Genomic DNA, 17,176 nt, shown 5'->3' with positions numbered 1-17,176 from the left:
TTCAACAGAGCCAGCACCGCGGCTATCTCGAGAGCGGCGTCGGCAGCTCGAGACGCAGCTCGGAATCGACGGCCGCGTACTCCGCGGTGGGCCACGAGCCGGTATCGGTGACCACGTCGACGTCGGTCGGCGAGATCAGGACGGTATCCTCCGTCTTCGCCCCCTGAACCGTCGGGTTCCAGGCGTACGGCGCGGGCACTTCGATGGGAGACTCGGCCGACGGCGTCGCGGTCCACTCTCGACTCTCGAATCCGATAGCCCCGCCCTGATGGTGCAGTCGCCATTCGTCCTCCCAGCCGACGGCCGCGTACGCTCGCTCGATCTCGGCGAAGACGTCGGCGGCGGTGCCGCCGTCGGTCGTCGCAGCGTCCCGTGTCGCCGCAATCGCCGTCGCCGCGACGCGGCTCGCGTCGTCGTGGCGCTCGCGCAGCCACGAGGGGGCGTCGAAGTCGACGGTCCGCGTGACGGCGATGTTGACGCCGCGTTCGACCGCGACGACGGTGAGCAGCGCGTAGTCGCCCAGCGGCTCGTCGGTCGGCGTGAAGTGTCGATGTCGCTGCGAGCGTTCGGCGCCGCCGACGAGAACGACGGGCGACTCGAGGCCTCGCTGCCAGAGTTCATCACGAAGGCGTCCCGCCGCGGCGCGCTCGGTGTCGTCCGGAGAGACCTCCCGCGCGACCGTTTCGACCGCGTCGGCGGTTGCTCGGCCGGCCCGCTCGAGCACCTGCCGGTCGTGCTCGGTGAACGGAAGCCGTAGTTGGGAGGCGTCTACCGGCTCGAGGCCCGGTACCGTCGGAACGTCCGCGCCGGCTCGGTCGACGCTCGCACGCGCCACTGCCTCGCCGAGCGAGGACTCGTGCCAGTCGAACGTCTCGACGGGTACTCCCGACGGGAGTTCATCCTCGCGGAATCGATCCGCCTCGTTGTTCGACGTAAGCGCTCGGACGTCGGTACCGTCGTAGCCCAGCGCCGCGACGCCGACGTCCGCCGCACGGTCGACGGTCGAGTTGCCACCGCCGGTGAGCCACGCGAAGTTCTCCGGCCTGAGGAACCACAGTTCGGTCAACTCGCGTTCGGCCATGTACTCGTCTAGACGCGTCAGTTTCTGGTCGCGTACCGCCGTCATATCCCTCGCAACGAGGGGCGTCTAATAAACTATTGCGGATACGGAACGCGCGATCCGTCGGCCGTTCACGCGTTCGATACGCAGACGGGAGAAAGTCGCCCCGTCGATGAGCAGAAGCGGATGATGGTCTCCGACGAACCGCCCCGCCTGAAAGGCGAACGCGGACGGAACGCAACAGTCCGAACATCGATCCCCATCACGCTCGATCGTCAACCTCGAGTCAGCGTCGGTCCCGGACCCGTCTCTTCGTCCGGTCGCGGTCGCCCACGCACGGGCGAACTCGGTACGCGGACGGACGAACTCGGTGCGGATGCGTCTCGTTTTAGCGAGCTACCGGCGTCAATCGGCGGCGTGGTTCGGGACGTAACCACAGTCTACGCAGCACCACGATCGCTGGACGAATTTCAGGCCGCCGTCACAGTTCGGACATCGATACACCTGTTCGACAGTATGCTCTCGTGTCGTCATTAGTGGCTCTTCAGAGAGGTTACCATTAAACGTTCCCCCCATATGTCCGCCGCATCGTTGCGCTATCGCGTTCCCGTTCATCCCGCATCCGCTTACTCAGCACAGATCGAGCGGTTCGGTGGCGTAGCTGATCGCACAGCGTTCCTCGTCGCCGACGGACGTCGAGGTCAGCTCGAGCAGCCGTTCGCCGTCCCGCGACGGGAGCAAGGGTGTCGTCCACCCGACCGCCTGGTGACCGACGTCGATCGCGTCGTCGAACTGGAGCGGCGCTGAAACGGCCGTCCACGAGTCGAACCCCGAGAGATCAGTCGTGGCGAGGAGCGTCTGCCCGCTTCCGGGGGCTTGTTGGCCCTCTCGATCGCGCAGTGTCTTTCCCGAGACGAGCACGGTTCCCTCCTCGCCGCCGGCTGCCGTCCACGTGATGTAGGGGCCGTTCGTGAGCTGGTATCCCTCCGCCGTCCGTACCGGAGACCCGATATCCGCCGGCTCCCCCCACGACCGACCGTCCGGCGAGGTCTTGACGAAGATCCCGCCGTCGTACGTCGGCCCGACGATTTCGAAGGCCATCGCGTAGCTGCCGTCGGGGAGTTTCGTCACGACGGGCATCCCCGGTCGCTCTTCGCCGCCGGGTATCGCGACGTCGAAGACCTGCTCGTCCCACGTTCGACCGCCGTCGCTGGAGACGCGGTGGCCGACGAGCTGGTTGTACCCCTCCTCGCGGTGGCGTTCGTCGGCGAAGTAACAGACGAGGTTCCCGTCGGCGTCGATCGCGAACTCGGGCTCCCAGACCGGCGTTGCACCGACTTGAGGAACGGCCTTTCCACCGGTGGCGACCGTGCTGACGAACGACCAGTTCCGGCCGCCGTCCTCGCTGGCGTAGACGTCTATTTTCGTCCTCGATCGGTCGTCCGGAATGGAGTTCCCCGCGGCCAGTATCGTCCCGGCCGACCAGGAGCCGATCGATTCGGATAGTTCGAACAGCGTCGGTTGATACCGGAGCCCCCAGCCGTTCCGCGTGTCGCGGATTTCGGAGAATCGCGACCATGTTTCACCTCCGTCGAGACTGCGGTAAAGCGGGAAGAACGGCTGCTCCGCCTCGTCGTCGCCGCTCCCGTACCGCTCGAAGGTCGCGAGCAGCGTCTCACCCTCGGAGTCGTCGTGCTCGAGGCGAACGACGCGGGGATACATCGCGCCGGAACCGGGCGCGCCCTCCGGTGGCGTATAGAGGGCGTTCCCGTTCCGGTTCCTGTCAGTCGTCATCTGGTTCTCACCCGCGTTTCCGCAGTCGGTACTGCCGGATCGGTTCCGATCCGTCTACTCAGTTGGCTCACGACATTCGCATTCGTCTCCGATTACATAAGTTCGAGTGATCGAGACGACGGGAACCGAGTATCGGGGCTCGAGTCCGGGGCCCCTCCGATCGGTCGAAGCAATAATTAAGTGACTGGTAGCGACAGATAGGGTATGGGAGAGATTACGTACGACTTCTCCGACGAGACCGTGATCGTGACCGGCGGAACGTCCGGTATCGGCCGCGAAGTCGCTCGCCGATTCGGCGAGGCTGGCGCGACGGTGGTCGTCGCGGACATCCGCGAAGAGCCGAAGGAGGACGACGCGTCGGCGCCGACGCACGAACTCGTCGAGGACGCGGGCGGCCGGGCGGAGTTCATCGAAACGGACGTCTCCGATCCCGAGGCCGTCGGCGCGGTCGTCGAGGCCGCCAGGGAGTTCGGCGGCGTCGACGTGATGGTCAACAACGCCGGCATCTACCGCGAGGCGTCGCTCATCGAAACCGACGCCGACGCGTTCGATCAGGTGTTCGCGATCAACGTTCGCGGCGTCTTCGCCGGCTGTCGCGCGGCGGCTCGAGACATGCTCGACAGGGAGGAGCCGGGTTCGATCGTGAACACGGCCTCGATCAGCTCCGAGTACGCACAGGTCGGTCACTCGATGTACGACGCCTCGAAGGGAGCGGTCATGATGCTCACCCGCGTCGCGGCGCTCGAACTCGCTCGGTACGATATCCGGGTCAACGCCGTCGCACCGGGGATCATCGAGACCACCTTCGGTGCCGGAAACCCCGATTTCGACCAAGAGATCGACGATGGGTTCATCCTTCCCGATGCGGAGCTCCCCGATCTCAACGCTCAGGAGATCAACCCCGAAATCCCGATGGGGCGGATGGGGACGCCCGACGAACTCGCGGGATCGTACCTGTTCCTCGCCTCCGACGAGGCCGACTACGTCACCGGCCACCTCCTGTACGTCGACGGCGGCTACCAGATCCTCTGATCGGTTCTCCGGGACGGAACGGGATTCCGAGCGCCGTCATTCGCTGGGACGAGATGTCGTTCGTCGATCGTGGTACTATCGGCCTCGAGACCCGTCTATATCGAACAAGTCGAACAGTGACAGCCCGTGACCCACTCCTTTTGCCGGATTGCAGTCGCACTCGCTCCCGTTGAGACCCGACCACACGCCGTCGTCGCCGACCGTATCGGGACGTCCGCGATCGTTGTCGACGAGCAACCGAACGACCGATGCGGGTCCGACCTCGAGCGTGAGCGAGCCGTCACGATCGACGGACTCGATGGTGTGACCGACTTCGTAGACGTCCGGTTCCTCCCACGAGTCCTGAAAGTGGTGGGGAAGCGGTCGCTCGCTCGCAGTCGCGCGGTGACGAGTGATCGCCACTGACTTGCCGGCATACTTCTCGGGAAGGTCGACGGTGACCTCGCTGCTTCCCCGGAGGTTTCGGTTCGTCAGAAAGACGCATAGCTCCTTCCCGCGCTCGTTCTGCATGGCGGCGGCATCGACGTAGGGAACGTCCTCCATGCGGTCGATGCGCGGACCGGTATCGGGTATCGTTCGGCTGGCACCGTCGACGTCGAGGTCGATCGCGTGCCACTCGGCGTTGGTCTCGAACACCGCCGAATAGAGACCGAACACCGACCCCGCCGGTGCCAGTGGGTTCGGGTCCGACGGCGCCTCGGTGAACTCCGGTGGGAACATGCGTACGGGTACCCACGTCTGAGAGGCCTCGACGACGGTCTCGCTCTGCCGGATGAACGAGTTGAGCATGCCCGCGATGTAGGAGCCGCCCGGCATCGTCTCCGGGCCGGGGTACGGATCGCCCTCGTTGACCGATGGGAAGAGTCCGTACTCGCCGACGTTGATCCGGAAGTCTTCGATACCCGCCTCGGCGGCCTCGGTGCTGAGTTCGTCCATCAGTGCCCCGAACTGCGTCGGGAACATGACCAGCACCTCGTTGTAGTCGATGGGGTCCGCGTCGTTCTCGTCGAACCACGCGTCCCGTGCCTCCTGGTCCTCGATTCCCCAGTTGTAGCGGTGCAGGTCCAGCCCGTCGAGGCGGTCACCGGACTCCTCGAACAGCGTACTGTTCCACTCGGCCGGATCCGGCGTGTTCGCCTCGTTGTAGCCCGGATCCATCCCGTCCGCGAGGATCGTTATGGAGTCGTCGACCGCCATCATCGCGTCGTAGTACTCGTTGAACCCGATCCGCTCCGCGGAGCCGCTCGCGTACTCCGAAGGATCGGCCGTATGGCCGCGCTGCCACGGCCCCCACACCTCGTTGCCGACCTCCCAGTGTTCGACGTCGTACGGCTTCGGGTGACCGTTCTCGGCGCGAAGTGCGCCCATCTCCGTTCCCGCCGAGCCGTTACAGTACTCGACCCAGTCGGCAGCGTCTTCGGGGAGGATCTGTCGCTCGGACGCCCACTCTCCCGGATTGTCCCACCAGCCGACGGTGAGTCGCGGCGTGAGATCGGCGACCTCGCACAGCTCGAGGTACTCGTCGATGCCGAAGTAGTTCGGATCGACGCCGCCCCACGCGTGATTGAAGCGCATCGGCCGTTCGTCCAGCGGGCCGATGCCGTCGCGCCAGTTGTACTGGCTCGTGAAGTTCCCGCCCGGCCACTTCAGCCAGGTCGCGTTCTGCTCTCGCATCAACTCGACGGTCGACGGGTTGAACTTCCCGTTGATCGCATCGTCGGCCCCGAGCATGATCCAGTCGAGGTCGACGTGACCGCTCCCCTCCGCGGTGAACTCGAGGACGTACTCTCCATAGGGAGTGTCGACGTTCGCGACCGATCCGGCGACGTACTGATCGCCGCTCGCCTCGGCCAGTTCGAGTGCGACCTCGTGGCGGGTCCAGTCGTCGGTGACGTCGACGTCGGTGGTCGCGAGGGTCTCGCCGTCCAGCGTCGTGATCGCGGCGGTGACGGTCTCGAGCCCGTCGCCGCGCACCGAGAACGAGAGGTCGTACCCCAGCGTCCGGAAGTCCGGGAGGACGATTTTCTGTGAGATCCCCCCGCGAGCGTCCTCGAGGGAGACCCGCTGGGAATTCGTCGTCTCGACGGCGGCGACACCGTCCTCGCGCTGTTCGAAGGAGACGCCGGAGCCGTCGACGGGCTCCCACGGGAACGGGACGTTCTCGTGTCGGTCTATCGATTCGGGATCGAAGCGCGTCTTCGGGCCGAAGTGATCGTCTTCCGACCACGTTCTGGGGTAGAACGAGTTGTTCTTGACGTGCTCAGAGTAGATGCCGGGGTAGATCGTGCCCGATTCGTAGTGCTCGCAAAGTCGCCCGAACAGTTGATCGGAGACTTCCTCGTCCGTCCGCTTCGAGAGGTCCAGCGAAACGGTGTTCCGGACGCTATTAGCGGATTCCTGATTCGAACTGCCCGCTACTGTCCCGGTCGCGGCTCCGGCCACGACCATCGACTGGAGCGCCAGAAAGCGTCGTCGGGAGACGGGACTGCGTTCAGGATCGGCGTCGGTACTACTGATGATGGACCGGTGGTTGTGACCACGTCTCATGCAACCTGCTATTCACTATCGATTATTAAGTATTCTTTGATAGTCGTAAAATCATATATGAGCAGTTCGAAGATTGAGGAGGACTCGAGAGCGACGAGCGACTATCTTGATGGTACCCTAACAAATTAACAGCGGTATCGTCGTTCGGTACAGAAACCGACGCACTCACACTGCTACTGACAGATCAGTGGGAAAAACGGACTATCACTTCGGCGCTGATCTTGTTTCCTATCGAACGTATTCCCAACAAAGAATTATTATGTAGGGACGCCCATATCCAGAGCCGTATGGTTGATAGTTATGACCACACAAGTATTGAGCGGCGAAGCGTCCTGCGAACGATCGGTGCCGGTGCGCTCGGCGCTGCGGGTGCGATCGCGACGAGCGGCTCGGCGTCCGCAGACGACAGTTCGACCCATTACCACAATCCGGTCGGTCCGCTCGGATTCGGTGACGTGACCGCTATTCAGGCAGACGACGGTACCTACTACGCGTACGGGACCGAGACGCCGGAGGACATCGTTCCGATCGCGACCTCGGACGACCTGGTGAACTGGACGTACATCGATTCGGCGTTCGACAGTTACCCCGACTGGCGCGACGATCCGGACGCAGGGGTCTGGGCGCCCGACATCAACTACTACAACGGCCAGTACTACCTGTACTACTCCTACTCGACGTGGGGGAGTCAGAACAACCCCGGGATCGGCGTGGCGACCTCGGACACGCCCGACGGTCCGTTCGAGGATCAGGGACCGGTGTTCAGGGCCGAGGACCTCGGGATGACCAACTGCATCGATTCGGAGTTCCGCGTCGTCGACGGCACTCCCTACATGATCTGGGGGAGTTTCTACGGGTTCTACGGCGTCGAACTCACGAGCGACGGGATGGACTACGTCTCGGGAACGACGTTCCATCTGGCCGGTGACAACCGCGAAGGGCCGATGGTCATCGAGGAGAACGGCTACTACTACCTGTTCTACTCGACCGGCCACTGCTGCGAGGGCTACGACAGCACCTACGAGCTCGAGGTCGGCCGTTCTGAGTCGTTCTTCGGTCCCTACTACAACCAGAACGGGACCGACCTGCGCGACCTGAACGAGCATCGGAGCGGCGTGTCGGTCCTCAACGGGACGGACGAGTTCACCGGTCCGGGTCACAACACCGCGATTCAGGACGAAAACGGCGACTGGTGGATGCTCTACCACGTCGAAGCCACGGCGGACCAGGAGACCCGCATCATGATGATCGATCGAATCCAGTGGGAGAACGGCTGGCCGGTCGTCGCCTGCGACGGGACGCCGAGCACGCAGAGCCCGATGCCGAACACCGGCAGCTACGACTGCGGCGCCGTCACCAGCGGTATCGGCATCAGCGAGGGGACCTACGCGATCACGAACGTCAACAGCGGCAAGCGCCTCGAGGTCGCCAACGCCGGGACGAGCGACGGCGACAATGTCCGCCAGTACGCCGACACCGGGCACGCCTGCCAACAGTGGGAAGTGATCGAGACGGACGACCACGAGACGTTCCACCTCCGAAACGTCAACAGTGGGAAGCTCATGGAAGTGGCCGGCGCCGACACGAGCGACGGCGCGACGGTCCAGCAGTACGCCGATACCGGGAACGCGACCCAGGACTGGCACATCGTCGACAACGGCGACGGCACCTACCGAATCGAGAACGCCAACAGCGGCAAGGTCGCCGAGGTCAACGAAGCATCGACCGCCGACGGCGCCGACGTCATCCAATGGCCGTGGAACGCCGGCGCGAACCAGCGGTGGACGTTCGACTTAGTGTAACGCCGGACGCGCTGCGCTCGAGACCGAACGGCGATTCTCCCGTCTGGAAGGGCGATATCGGCTGTCGACCTGCTCGCGGATCCGATATGCCGTGTTGGTCCGCGACGATACCTGCGGACTCTGACGGGGACGATTAGCCGCTGGACCGTTGCTCGGTCTGGCGTGCTCGCCAGTTGTTCTCTTTTCCTCTCATTCGCGAGCGGTTACGCGCTCTCCCTCGGAGACGGTGAGGCCGCCGAACGCGATGAGCCGATCGAAACGGTACACAGCCGTCCGCTTTTCGATACCGGGACGAAACGAGTCGCGAAAGGGGAAGTGAAAGACGAAGACACTGCTCCCGACTTATAGAGAACAGTATTCTACATACATTACAGAAGCCTGAGTCAGACAACGGTCGTGTTCCGGTGTGTATGACGGGTTTTGGAAAGCCGACCGCGTGGTCAACGCAACGTATTTCACACCCATACGATTGTAATTCTTAAATTCGGTCTCTCGACCCGGGTTCCACAGAAGCGGTCGCGACTCGAGTTAGAGCCGGATCGATACCATTTTGAATGGAATTTGAGATATTCGTTACGCTACATCGCGAACCCAACTACCAGTGATAGAGAACGGAGGTGAGAACGGTTACCGGTTAGTTCCGTCCCTCTACTTCTTCCCATATGGTACGTAACTAATGTAGATGCGTAATTAGAGTCGTATAGTACTGGAACAGCGAAACATAGCGCGCTTTAGACGATTTCGACCGAAACGATACGCCTCAGTGATAGTATCAGTCATCTAGACCCGGGTCTTGTAGAAAAAGAAGCGATATCGTGGCCGTTGATGGCGGTGAGAACTCGGTTCTCTTGCGAGATTCCCGTCGTCGGATACCGTTCGAATCGTCGATAAATCCGGGTAGTAATCGGAAACAATTGGCTATTCGGTCCAGAAATCCGATTACCAGCCAGAGATAGTCACAGCCCGGAATCACGTCGCAGTCGACGAAACCGTGATCCGACTCAACGAGCGGTACTAGCTGCACACTGCTATAGAATCTTTGACATAAGGATTGTCGCACAGAACGCACAAACCGACCAGGAAACCGTCATATTGCGTCCGAATCGAGCGGGCCGTTCTCTGACTCGCAGCCGGCCGTCGACCAGGGGAATCTCAGTTGTGCCGTCGACGTCGTCAATCGCCGTCCACGGATATCGACTCGAGCCCGTACTCCGATTCCGTCGGATGGGGTTCGTAGCCGCGGACGTCAGTGACGGTCGAGATTTTGTGGTATCCATGCCAAAAACCGACCGCTTCAGCGGGTGTAGCGACTGGATCGATTTGAGTTTTGTGGAGCGAGAACGGACACCACGTCAGCTGATGGAACTTGGTATTCGACTTCATCTTGCTGGCCTCTCGCTGAGTCCAAGTTGGCTCTAGCAAGACCTACGTTCTTGAACCCTCGATAATATTAAAACTCTCTTTTTGAACCATAGCTATCATTATAACTGATCTCGTTTTTAGTAACACTGATGGTTCAATTCTCGCGACGAAGGCTGTTCCAGAGGGCAGGTGTAACCACGATTGCGGCGACGGGAATCGCTGGCTGTCTCGGTCGAGGAGATGGGTTACTCGACGCCCTCACGGTCGCGTACGTCCCGATTTATCCGAACATGCAACACTACGTGATGGAACAAGAGGGCTACTACGACGACATCCCAGCAGGTGTCACTATCGAGCGATTTAGCTCCGGTCCCAGTGTCGTTACGGCGTTTGCCAGTGGGGATGTCGACGCTGCGCTCTTCGGAATCACCCCTGCGATGGTTCTCGTCGACAAAGGCACCGACGCCGGTATCCTCGCGGCGAACTCGAGAAATGGTTTCAAGATCATGGGGACAACCGAACTCGCCGAGCTCTACGAACAGGAAGGGCCAGCCATATTCGAGCGCTTCAAGCAGGAGCATGGTCGCAAGATACGGTTCGGTGCCCCACCGGATGGGAGCGTCCCCGACATCGCTCTTCGATACTGGATCCAGGAGGATCTCAACGTCGGTGAGATGGAGACCGCAATTAACAAGTCGAAAGTCCCGCCGGCGAAGGCGGTCCAGATGATCCAATCGGGCGACATCGACGCGACGATCATCCAGGAACCGTTCGCGACCATCATTGGCCAAGACGACGGCTTTGATGAACTCATCTGGTCTGGAAACCTTCTGGAAAATCATCCAGTCACAGTGTTGTTCGCGAACCAGCAAGTGATCGATCACAGCGAAGTCTCACAGTCGCTAGTCGAACAGCATACCGCGGCGACCGAGTTCACGGCAGAGTCATCGGATGTGGCTGCTTCCCATGCCGCGTCGGTCATCGGCTCCGGCGTGAGCGAGGACCTCGCTACGGCGGCTATGGACTCACAGGCATCGGATTTCCTCTCGGACCCACACGCGATCACCGATCAGGCCGCGACGATGGGCGAGTTCGTCGCGAACGTCGGCAACATCGAGGAACCGATCGCGACGGAGAACCTGTTCGCGTTCGACCCCTACGACGCCATCCAGGAATGAGTACGCATACCGACACCAGTTCCAACACGGTAGTCGCCGGCAGCTTCGAGCGGGACCTGAGGCGGTATCTGCGCGGGCTGGGTGGGCTCCTCGTGTTTCTCCTCGTCTGGTGGGTTGGCTCGATGACGACCCAGCCGTCGTATTTGGTGCCGGGCCCCCTCGATTCGGTGCGCGCGTTTGTCGACCTATTCGCAACCTCGACTGCGATCGTGATCCCTGTTCTGGGATCGAGTCTGGTGTTGCCGACCGGGCTCGCGCACCTTACACAGACGTTGTTCCACTACGTCCCTGGCCTCCTCCTCGGTGCCGGCTGTGGTATCAGTCTGGGGCTGGCGATGGGCTGGAACGGTGCGCTTGACGACTGGTTGCAGCCTCTCGTCCGGGTGCTGCGGCCAATTCCGCCGCTGGCGTGGGTGGTCTTCGCGATCGTCTGGTTCGGCATTCACCACACCGGTGCGGCGTTCATCGTCTTCGTCGGTGCATTCTGGATCAACTTCTACGGCGCGTACGGTGGCGTCGAGGGCGTCTCGAGCGAACTGACCGATGCTGCGTCGACGCTTGGCGTGGAGCGCGACCGCTCGATGCTGAAACTCGTCGCACTACCGAGTGCTGCTCCCCAGGTGTTGACGGGGTTCCGGACGAGCATCGGTCGCTGCTGGATGATCATCGTCGGGGCCGAACTGTTCGGCGCGCCCGGCGTTGGCTACGAGATCATCAACGCCTCGAACAACCTCGCGATGGCGACCAGCGTCGCGTACATGTTCCTGATCAGCCTGGCGTTCCTCTGTATGGATGTCGGGTTCCGACTCATCGAACGGAGGGTACTCGCGTGGCGCTGAGTACGGACTCGTCCACTAATCGAGAGTCAAGTGAGAAGATCACTGTACAGAACGTCAGCAGATCGTATGAGTCGACGCAAGCGCTCGCAGACATCTCGTTCTCCGTAGCCGAAGGTGAGTTCTGCTGTGTCGTCGGTCCGTCGGGATGTGGGAAGACGACGCTGTTGCGGGCAATCGCTGGGCTCGACGATCCCGACAGTGGGTCGATACTGGTCGGTGGAGACCCGGTTACTGGTCCTGGGCTGGACAGGGGGATGGTCTTTCAGGAGTACGCACTATTCCCCTGGCGAACTGTCCGGGGGAATATCCGGTTCGGCCTTGACCGGCCTGCGTGTGATTGCCCCGACTGCGAGGCACGGGTCCGGGAGTTGATCGATCTGGTGGGGCTCGAGGGCTTCGAGGACGCGTATCCAAAAGAGCTATCCGGCGGGATGAAGCAGCGCGTCGGCATCGCTCGTGCCCTCGCCGTCGATCCGGAGATACTGTTGATGGACGAACCGTTCGGCAGTGTCGATGCTCGGACGCGCGACCGCTTGCACGCTGAATTGCTCGACATCTGGACACAGACCGGACAGACCGTCGTGTTCGTCACGCATGACATCGACGAAGCGGTGACGCTAGCTGATCGCGTGGTCGTCATGGATGCAAACCCGGGAACCGTACAGTCGACTGTCTCTATCGACCTAGAGCGCCCACGTGACCGAACGGCACACGATTTCGTGGACTACGTCGCGCGAATTAGGAATGAACTCGGGAGTCCAGTTTACACTAGTCTCTGACATTATCTTACAGAGAGATTATCCTCTCGCGTCACGAACTCGAGATCGAACTAACCGAAGCCGACCCGTGTTGCGAGCGATGGCCGGCGAGGCCGATCGGGCGTGGGACGGCGACTCAGTCGTGCTCCCGGCGCTGCCGGTCGGCGTCGCGCCCTATCATAGTCGGTTCCCCGGGACGCTGTCAGTGTCGACGGAGACGCTCCGTCACTACGCTCATGATGTCGTGAAGTCGCTTTCGGACTCGATGCGTTCCGCTGGGAGTGGATGCGCGCCGTCGACGAACACGCCGGTCACGCAGGCGAACTCGAGACAGCCGTGCTACTCCACCTCTGTCCAGACGATGTCGGTGAGCCAGTTGCCGGTGACGCCTCCGCATGGAACGACACAGTTGACGGGGGCGTCGTTCGCCAGTTCACCGACGAGTTCAGCGAGAACGGCGGTTGGCGATGCGACCGACGCGTCGGCCGAACAGGGCGAAGCAGTGTTCGAGACGGCCGTCGACGCAATACTGTGCTACATTCGCGTCGTGAATTCAGCAAACTCTGATCGAGCTACCGAATTATTGCCAAAAACAGCGTATTGAATAGCGAGCATGTACCCAGTGCGTGATCGCTGTTTGTTTCGCAGCTTCAGTGGTGGACGACCGTTAGGTAGGCGTGCTGATTTTATGACGTGGAGGTGCCACGGATCTCGTAATAGTATCGGTGTCTCTCCTTGTTAGATGTCGCCGTTACTGATGTCCGCAACTCGTTGGCGGTCAAACAGCTGTTCGTCGGCCGAGATCTCCGGGTAGGTGTCTTCACTCCCATCGGCGGGCCACTCCCCGAAGACGTCCGGATACAACTGTTTCGCCGTCATCTCGAGTTGGAACAGATTCATCAGGGGACCCTGGAACGGCGTGCCGGAACTGTACACCCGGTCGTTTTTAACGGCTGTGAGTTCGCTCCCGACGGAGTGGTTCTCCAGCGTCTCTCGGATCGCCGCCACGTCGAAGAAACCGCTGATCCCCTGACTGTGGAGGAGCACGTCCGGATCGGCCTCCAGCAACCCTTCGTAGTCGATGCGACCGCCTTCGTTCTCGTCGTAGGTCTGGTCGCTCGTCGCGAAGGCATCCTGGGCCTCGAACGGTCGGAGGTGGGCTTTTGCGAACCCGGGATTGTTCAGTTCGTAGGGCCGGAACGAGTCATCACTGAACACGACCAGTCCAACTGTCGGTCGCTCCGGTTCGGGAGGGAGGTTCGCCCGGATCGTGCTGAACAATTCCTCAGACTCCGCTTGGAGTGCCTTGAACCGTTCCTCCTCGCGAAAAACAGCAGCGACCTGCTCCGAGAGTTCCCACAGAGTATAGTGTCGGTACCCCTCGCGACATCCCTCGGGTGGTTGTGTGTACTCGCGGCTGTAGCGGTTTCCGAACCAAGGGCCGAGGTTCTCTCGTACCTCTTCTATGTCTCCTTGGTCCCAGTTCTCCGTGAAACTCGTCAACCAGCACGGGTCCTGAAAGTGGACGTCCGCACCAATATCGTAGAATAACTCTTTATCAACCCCATCGTTCCACACTGCTCTGAGGTCTTCGCTTTCGATGGACGCCCCGTCGACGGCGTCGTAGTAGTAGTTCATCGATGTCGTGTACGCGTCTGGCGCCCCGAGTGAAGCGATCGCGTCTCCATGACCGAACGCGACCGCCATATCAGCATAGTGTGGATTGTATGCATAGGCTGTCTCCGGGACCGTGTCGAACGTCACCTCGCCCACGGGTGACAGCGTTACCGAATAACTGGTCTCCGGCGTCGAACCGGAATCGGACTGGCCCGCACACCCGGCAAGCAGTCCCCCGCCGACGACTACGCCGCCGTACTTCATGTAGTCACGCCGCGTCGGTGCCTCGTGGCCGCTGGAATCGTCTGCCATACGATTTAGGCTAGCCTAAAGATTAATAGTGGTTCCGAATTTGGCAAGTCAAAACGTGAGGGGATTGTCCTCGAACAGATGGACGCAGACGACGAGGACGTGGCAGTCGAAACTGTCCAGATAGATGTCGAGCACGGAAGTCACGAGATGCGGTTCTGTAATGTACCGACTCGCTCAGAAGAGAGTGACGGGACTGCCGTGTTCGCTGGACTGAAGATACATACTGAACCTGATCGATCTGGCTGGTCGTGAGCGATAGCTTTGTCTCGGAGACCGATTCAACAGGTACTGTCACGCATCAAACGCGGAGAGCCGCCAAACGCTATCGATCTGTGGACGCAGAGATCGCCGATTGTCCTTGACACACTCTCAATTCACGCCAGTTCTGAGTCGTACCATCTTCCGAAGTAGTGCAACTCCTACTGTGGAATTTCGTATAGCTATATATAATTTATAGAGGTCGGATATCCGCGAATACCGCTCCAAAATCTCCGATATCGGCTGAATCGGAACCGAACGGAGATACACTTGATTAGCACAATAATCAAGTGTGGTTTTATGAGAGTCCGCGCCCTCTGTGAATCACGAGCGATGAAATACAGCGAAAACCCGGCTCTCGAGGGTGATCGAGCGTGAATTCCGGATCGACAGCGGTCGCCGAACCGCTCGAGGCGTTCCTCCGATCGAAATCGAAGGGCGGCGAGGGAAGCGGGAACTACCGGCGGAACCTCGAGCGCTGCGTCGAGGACTTCCTCGAGTGGCTCGAGGCAGATTCCGGCTCTAACGGGACGTTCGACGACCTGGACGAACGAACGTTCCGACACTATGCCCGCGAACTCACCGGACGAGAGCTCGCGCCGGGGACGGTTCAGACGTACTACGCGCAGGTCAGCGCCTACATCGGCTGGTGCGTTCGCGAGGGACTCCTCGAGGTGAACTACGCACAGCGAAACGTCGCGAAGGAACCGCTTCCCGAAAACGACGGGCGACGATCCGGTGACCAACAGGCCTGGACCGACGACCATCGACTGCAGATCACGCGTTACGTCGACGAACGCGCGCACGACGCCGCCGACGAGAAGGGGCTCGACGCGATTCAGGAGTTCCGCGACCGAGCGCTCGTCTACGTTCTCTGTTACTCCGGCGTCCGTGGCGGCGAAATCTTCGCAGACCCGAAGGACGATCGACGGAACGGCCTCAGATGGGGCGACGTCTCGCTCGAGGATCGGAAGATGACTGTCCTCGCGAAAAAGCAGGACTGGTCCGACCGATCGTTGACGAAACAGGCTATAAATCCCATGTCGCGATACGAAAACCTTCTCGATCCGGCTAGGGACGACTGGCCGGTATTCCCGACGTTTCACCTCCCGACGCTTTACGGGACGCTCCGAACGGGATTACGAGATGAACACGGCTGGTCACCGTCGGAGATCGAGGAGTTCGTCGACGGACTCACAGGACAACCGGCTGTTTTCGACGCGCTCCGCGAGTACGAACTGTCACCGCCGGCGATCAACACAGACGGCGCGCGACGGATCATGCGACGACTCTGTGAAGACGCCGAAATCGAACTTGATGACAGACACGGCTACCTCGCGCCGCACGGCGGCCGCCGGGGTGCCGGTGAGGTAATGGTCCGCCAGCGTGGGTTCACCGCCGCCGCTCGCCTACTGGATAACAGCGAGGAGGTAGTCCGACGGTCATACTCACACATTGAAGCCAAAGAGATGGCGAAGGATGCCGGTGCTGCCTTTACGGAACATGATTCCTGAGATTCCAATAGTGGGCGGCGACGACTCACAAACGATTACGGACGCCCCTGATCTGGTACCCGGCGTGAGCGGCTTCAGTGAGTGCCTTGACCGACAATCCTAGGCCAAGGCTGCTCGTCAGTGCCCCGGAAAACGAACCCCCTAATCAGTGGAATCGAATCATCAGTGAAATCACCATATTTCTAGAGGTAGGTTCCACCCAGCGCGACGATCATCATGTCGGAGCCCAGGTGATATTGGCTGGATGGCACTGTCTAATTGAGTCAGTTTGAGAAGTGAGCAGGTCGTACTGTTGAGTTGGTTGGTGCTCGCAGACCTGCTCAGCGAGAGCTATGAGACGGATTTAGAAGAATCGTGGGAGAATGAGCGGACGGCGTCGCCCCTCAGGGCGTTCGCCGTCCGCCTTGAACAGTTCGTGTAGTACTATAACCACCAGAGACCGCATCAAGCTCTCGATGGAAACGTGCCAGTCGAGGAGGTGCAGAACTAGACCGTGCCGATTTCTACAGACCATCAACTAGGCCATATATTTCGTAGGATCCGAACTAATTTAGCGCTTTGTGAGAGTTAGCCAATACCCCCACTCAAGAGCAAATCGAGAGAATATTGGGTTCCCGGCCCGTTTTGTAGTGGGATTGGATTCTGAATCGATCAGTTCTCACCATGATTCCACCCGGACTAGTGGATACAGATAATCCAGCAACGAGAAGAATTTTGCTTCCTCAAATACCTACTAAGAACAACGTTTTGGGGCTGTTCGTTTATTTTTTCGAGTAGAAGACGCGCCTTGACTCGCTTTTTTCAAGAGTACTATCCTATGCCCAATAATCGCGTAGGCTACTCTATCGGGTAACCAAGATAATCCCAATAACTGCGAACGCTATCGGCGCTGTTTCGTTAAGCGTGAAAAGTGAGGCGGCACGATTTTGTGGTGTCCATGCCAAAAATCCGCCGCCTCAGTGGGTGTAGCGACTGGATCGATTTGAGTTTTGTGGAGCGAGAGCGGACACCGCGCCAGCTAATGGAACTCGGTATTCGACTCCATCTTGCTGGTCTCTCGCTTTCGAATACCGTTCGAGAATTAGAGAAGTTCGGTGTCGAAC

Annotated in this window: 11 protein-coding genes and 5 pseudogenes; 12 read left to right on the top strand and 4 right to left on the bottom strand. The window is 60.5% G+C overall.

The features are described from left to right. Positions 1–22: 22 nt before the first annotated feature. Together LDH66_RS18940 and LDH66_RS18935 are read right to left on the bottom strand one after the other, a co-directional pair. Entirely contained in the window at positions 23–1,126 is a 1,104-nt protein-coding gene (locus LDH66_RS18940; RefSeq protein WP_226482645.1) for a M24 family metallopeptidase, read from the bottom strand. Between the two features lie 564 nt (positions 1,127–1,690). Further along, positions 1,691–2,854, bottom strand: coding sequence for a sialidase family protein (locus LDH66_RS18935; protein WP_226482644.1), 1,164 nt, complete (start codon positions 2,852–2,854; stop codon positions 1,691–1,693). A 204-nt stretch (positions 2,855–3,058) separates the two neighbouring features. On the opposite strand from LDH66_RS18935, the gene LDH66_RS18930 reads away from it, so the two are divergent. Beyond that, positions 3,059–3,886 (top strand): SDR family NAD(P)-dependent oxidoreductase, encoded by an 828-nt coding sequence (locus LDH66_RS18930; protein WP_226482643.1) that lies wholly within the window; start codon positions 3,059–3,061, stop codon positions 3,884–3,886. A 75-nt stretch (positions 3,887–3,961) separates the two neighbouring features. On the opposite strand, the gene LDH66_RS18925 is transcribed toward LDH66_RS18930, so the two are convergent. Then, complete coding sequence (locus LDH66_RS18925; RefSeq protein ID WP_226482642.1) at positions 3,962–6,433, bottom strand: alpha-L-arabinofuranosidase; 2,472 nt, start codon at positions 6,431–6,433, stop codon at positions 3,962–3,964. A gap of 287 nt (positions 6,434–6,720) precedes the next feature. Here LDH66_RS18925 and LDH66_RS18920 point away from each other — a divergent pair, with 287 nt between their 5' ends. From LDH66_RS18920 to LDH66_RS23180, 8 genes and pseudogenes are all read left to right on the top strand, one after another. Continuing rightward, positions 6,721–8,235 carry a family 43 glycosylhydrolase gene (locus LDH66_RS18920; RefSeq protein WP_226482641.1) on the top strand — a complete coding sequence of 505 codons (1,515 nt, stop codon included), beginning with the start codon at positions 6,721–6,723 and terminating at the stop codon, positions 8,233–8,235. Positions 8,236–9,145: 910 nt separating this feature from the next. Beyond that, positions 9,146–9,244, top strand: a pseudogene (locus LDH66_RS18915) (IS6 family transposase); the annotation flags it as partial. A 266-nt stretch (positions 9,245–9,510) separates the two neighbouring features. Further along, positions 9,511–9,639: pseudogene (locus tag LDH66_RS18910) on the top strand (IS6 family transposase); the annotation flags it as partial. A 107-nt stretch (positions 9,640–9,746) separates the two neighbouring features. Next, positions 9,747–10,775, top strand: a complete 1,029-nt coding sequence (locus tag LDH66_RS18905) for an ABC transporter substrate-binding protein (RefSeq protein ID WP_226482640.1) — start codon at positions 9,747–9,749, stop codon at positions 10,773–10,775. Beyond that, positions 10,772–11,614 (top strand): ABC transporter permease, encoded by an 843-nt coding sequence (locus tag LDH66_RS18900; RefSeq protein WP_226482639.1) that lies wholly within the window; start codon positions 10,772–10,774, stop codon positions 11,612–11,614. Before LDH66_RS18905 ends, LDH66_RS18900 begins: the two co-directional genes overlap by 4 nt. Continuing rightward, positions 11,605–12,393 (top strand): ABC transporter ATP-binding protein, encoded by a 789-nt coding sequence (locus tag LDH66_RS18895; protein WP_226482638.1) that lies wholly within the window; start codon positions 11,605–11,607, stop codon positions 12,391–12,393. The genes LDH66_RS18900 and LDH66_RS18895 overlap by 10 nt, the downstream gene beginning before the upstream one ends. Continuing rightward, positions 12,359–12,622 (top strand): annotated as a pseudogene (locus LDH66_RS23185) (creatininase family protein); the annotation flags it as partial. The gene LDH66_RS18895 and the pseudogene LDH66_RS23185, both read left to right, overlap by 35 nt. A 35-nt stretch (positions 12,623–12,657) precedes the next feature. Beyond that, positions 12,658–12,939 carry a creatininase family protein gene (locus tag LDH66_RS23180; protein WP_226482637.1) on the top strand — a complete coding sequence of 94 codons (282 nt, stop codon included), beginning with the start codon at positions 12,658–12,660 and terminating at the stop codon, positions 12,937–12,939. A 171-nt stretch (positions 12,940–13,110) separates the two neighbouring features. Here the strand turns inward: LDH66_RS23180 and LDH66_RS18880 are convergent, their stop codons facing one another. Further along, the gene (locus tag LDH66_RS18880) at positions 13,111–14,301 is read right to left on the bottom strand and encodes an ABC transporter substrate-binding protein (protein WP_425492969.1); all 1,191 of its coding nucleotides are present in this window, start codon (positions 14,299–14,301) and stop codon (positions 13,111–13,113) included. 632 nt (positions 14,302–14,933) lie between these two features. On the opposite strand from LDH66_RS18880, the gene LDH66_RS18875 reads away from it, so the two are divergent. The 3 genes and pseudogenes from LDH66_RS18875 to LDH66_RS18860 all read left to right on the top strand — a co-directional run. Beyond that, complete coding sequence (locus tag LDH66_RS18875; RefSeq protein WP_226482635.1) at positions 14,934–16,073, top strand: tyrosine-type recombinase/integrase; 1,140 nt, start codon at positions 14,934–14,936, stop codon at positions 16,071–16,073. Between the two features lie 304 nt (positions 16,074–16,377). Continuing rightward, positions 16,378–16,479, top strand: a pseudogene (locus tag LDH66_RS18870) (IS6 family transposase); the annotation flags it as partial. A 531-nt stretch (positions 16,480–17,010) separates the two neighbouring features. After that, positions 17,011–17,176: pseudogene (locus tag LDH66_RS18860) on the top strand (IS6 family transposase); the annotation flags it as partial.

The organism is Natrinema amylolyticum, assembly GCF_020515625.1.
GTDB classification, from domain to species: Archaea; Halobacteriota; Halobacteria; order Halobacteriales; family Natrialbaceae; genus Natrinema; species Natrinema amylolyticum.
This window is presented reverse-complemented; position numbering and strand designations above follow the sequence as displayed.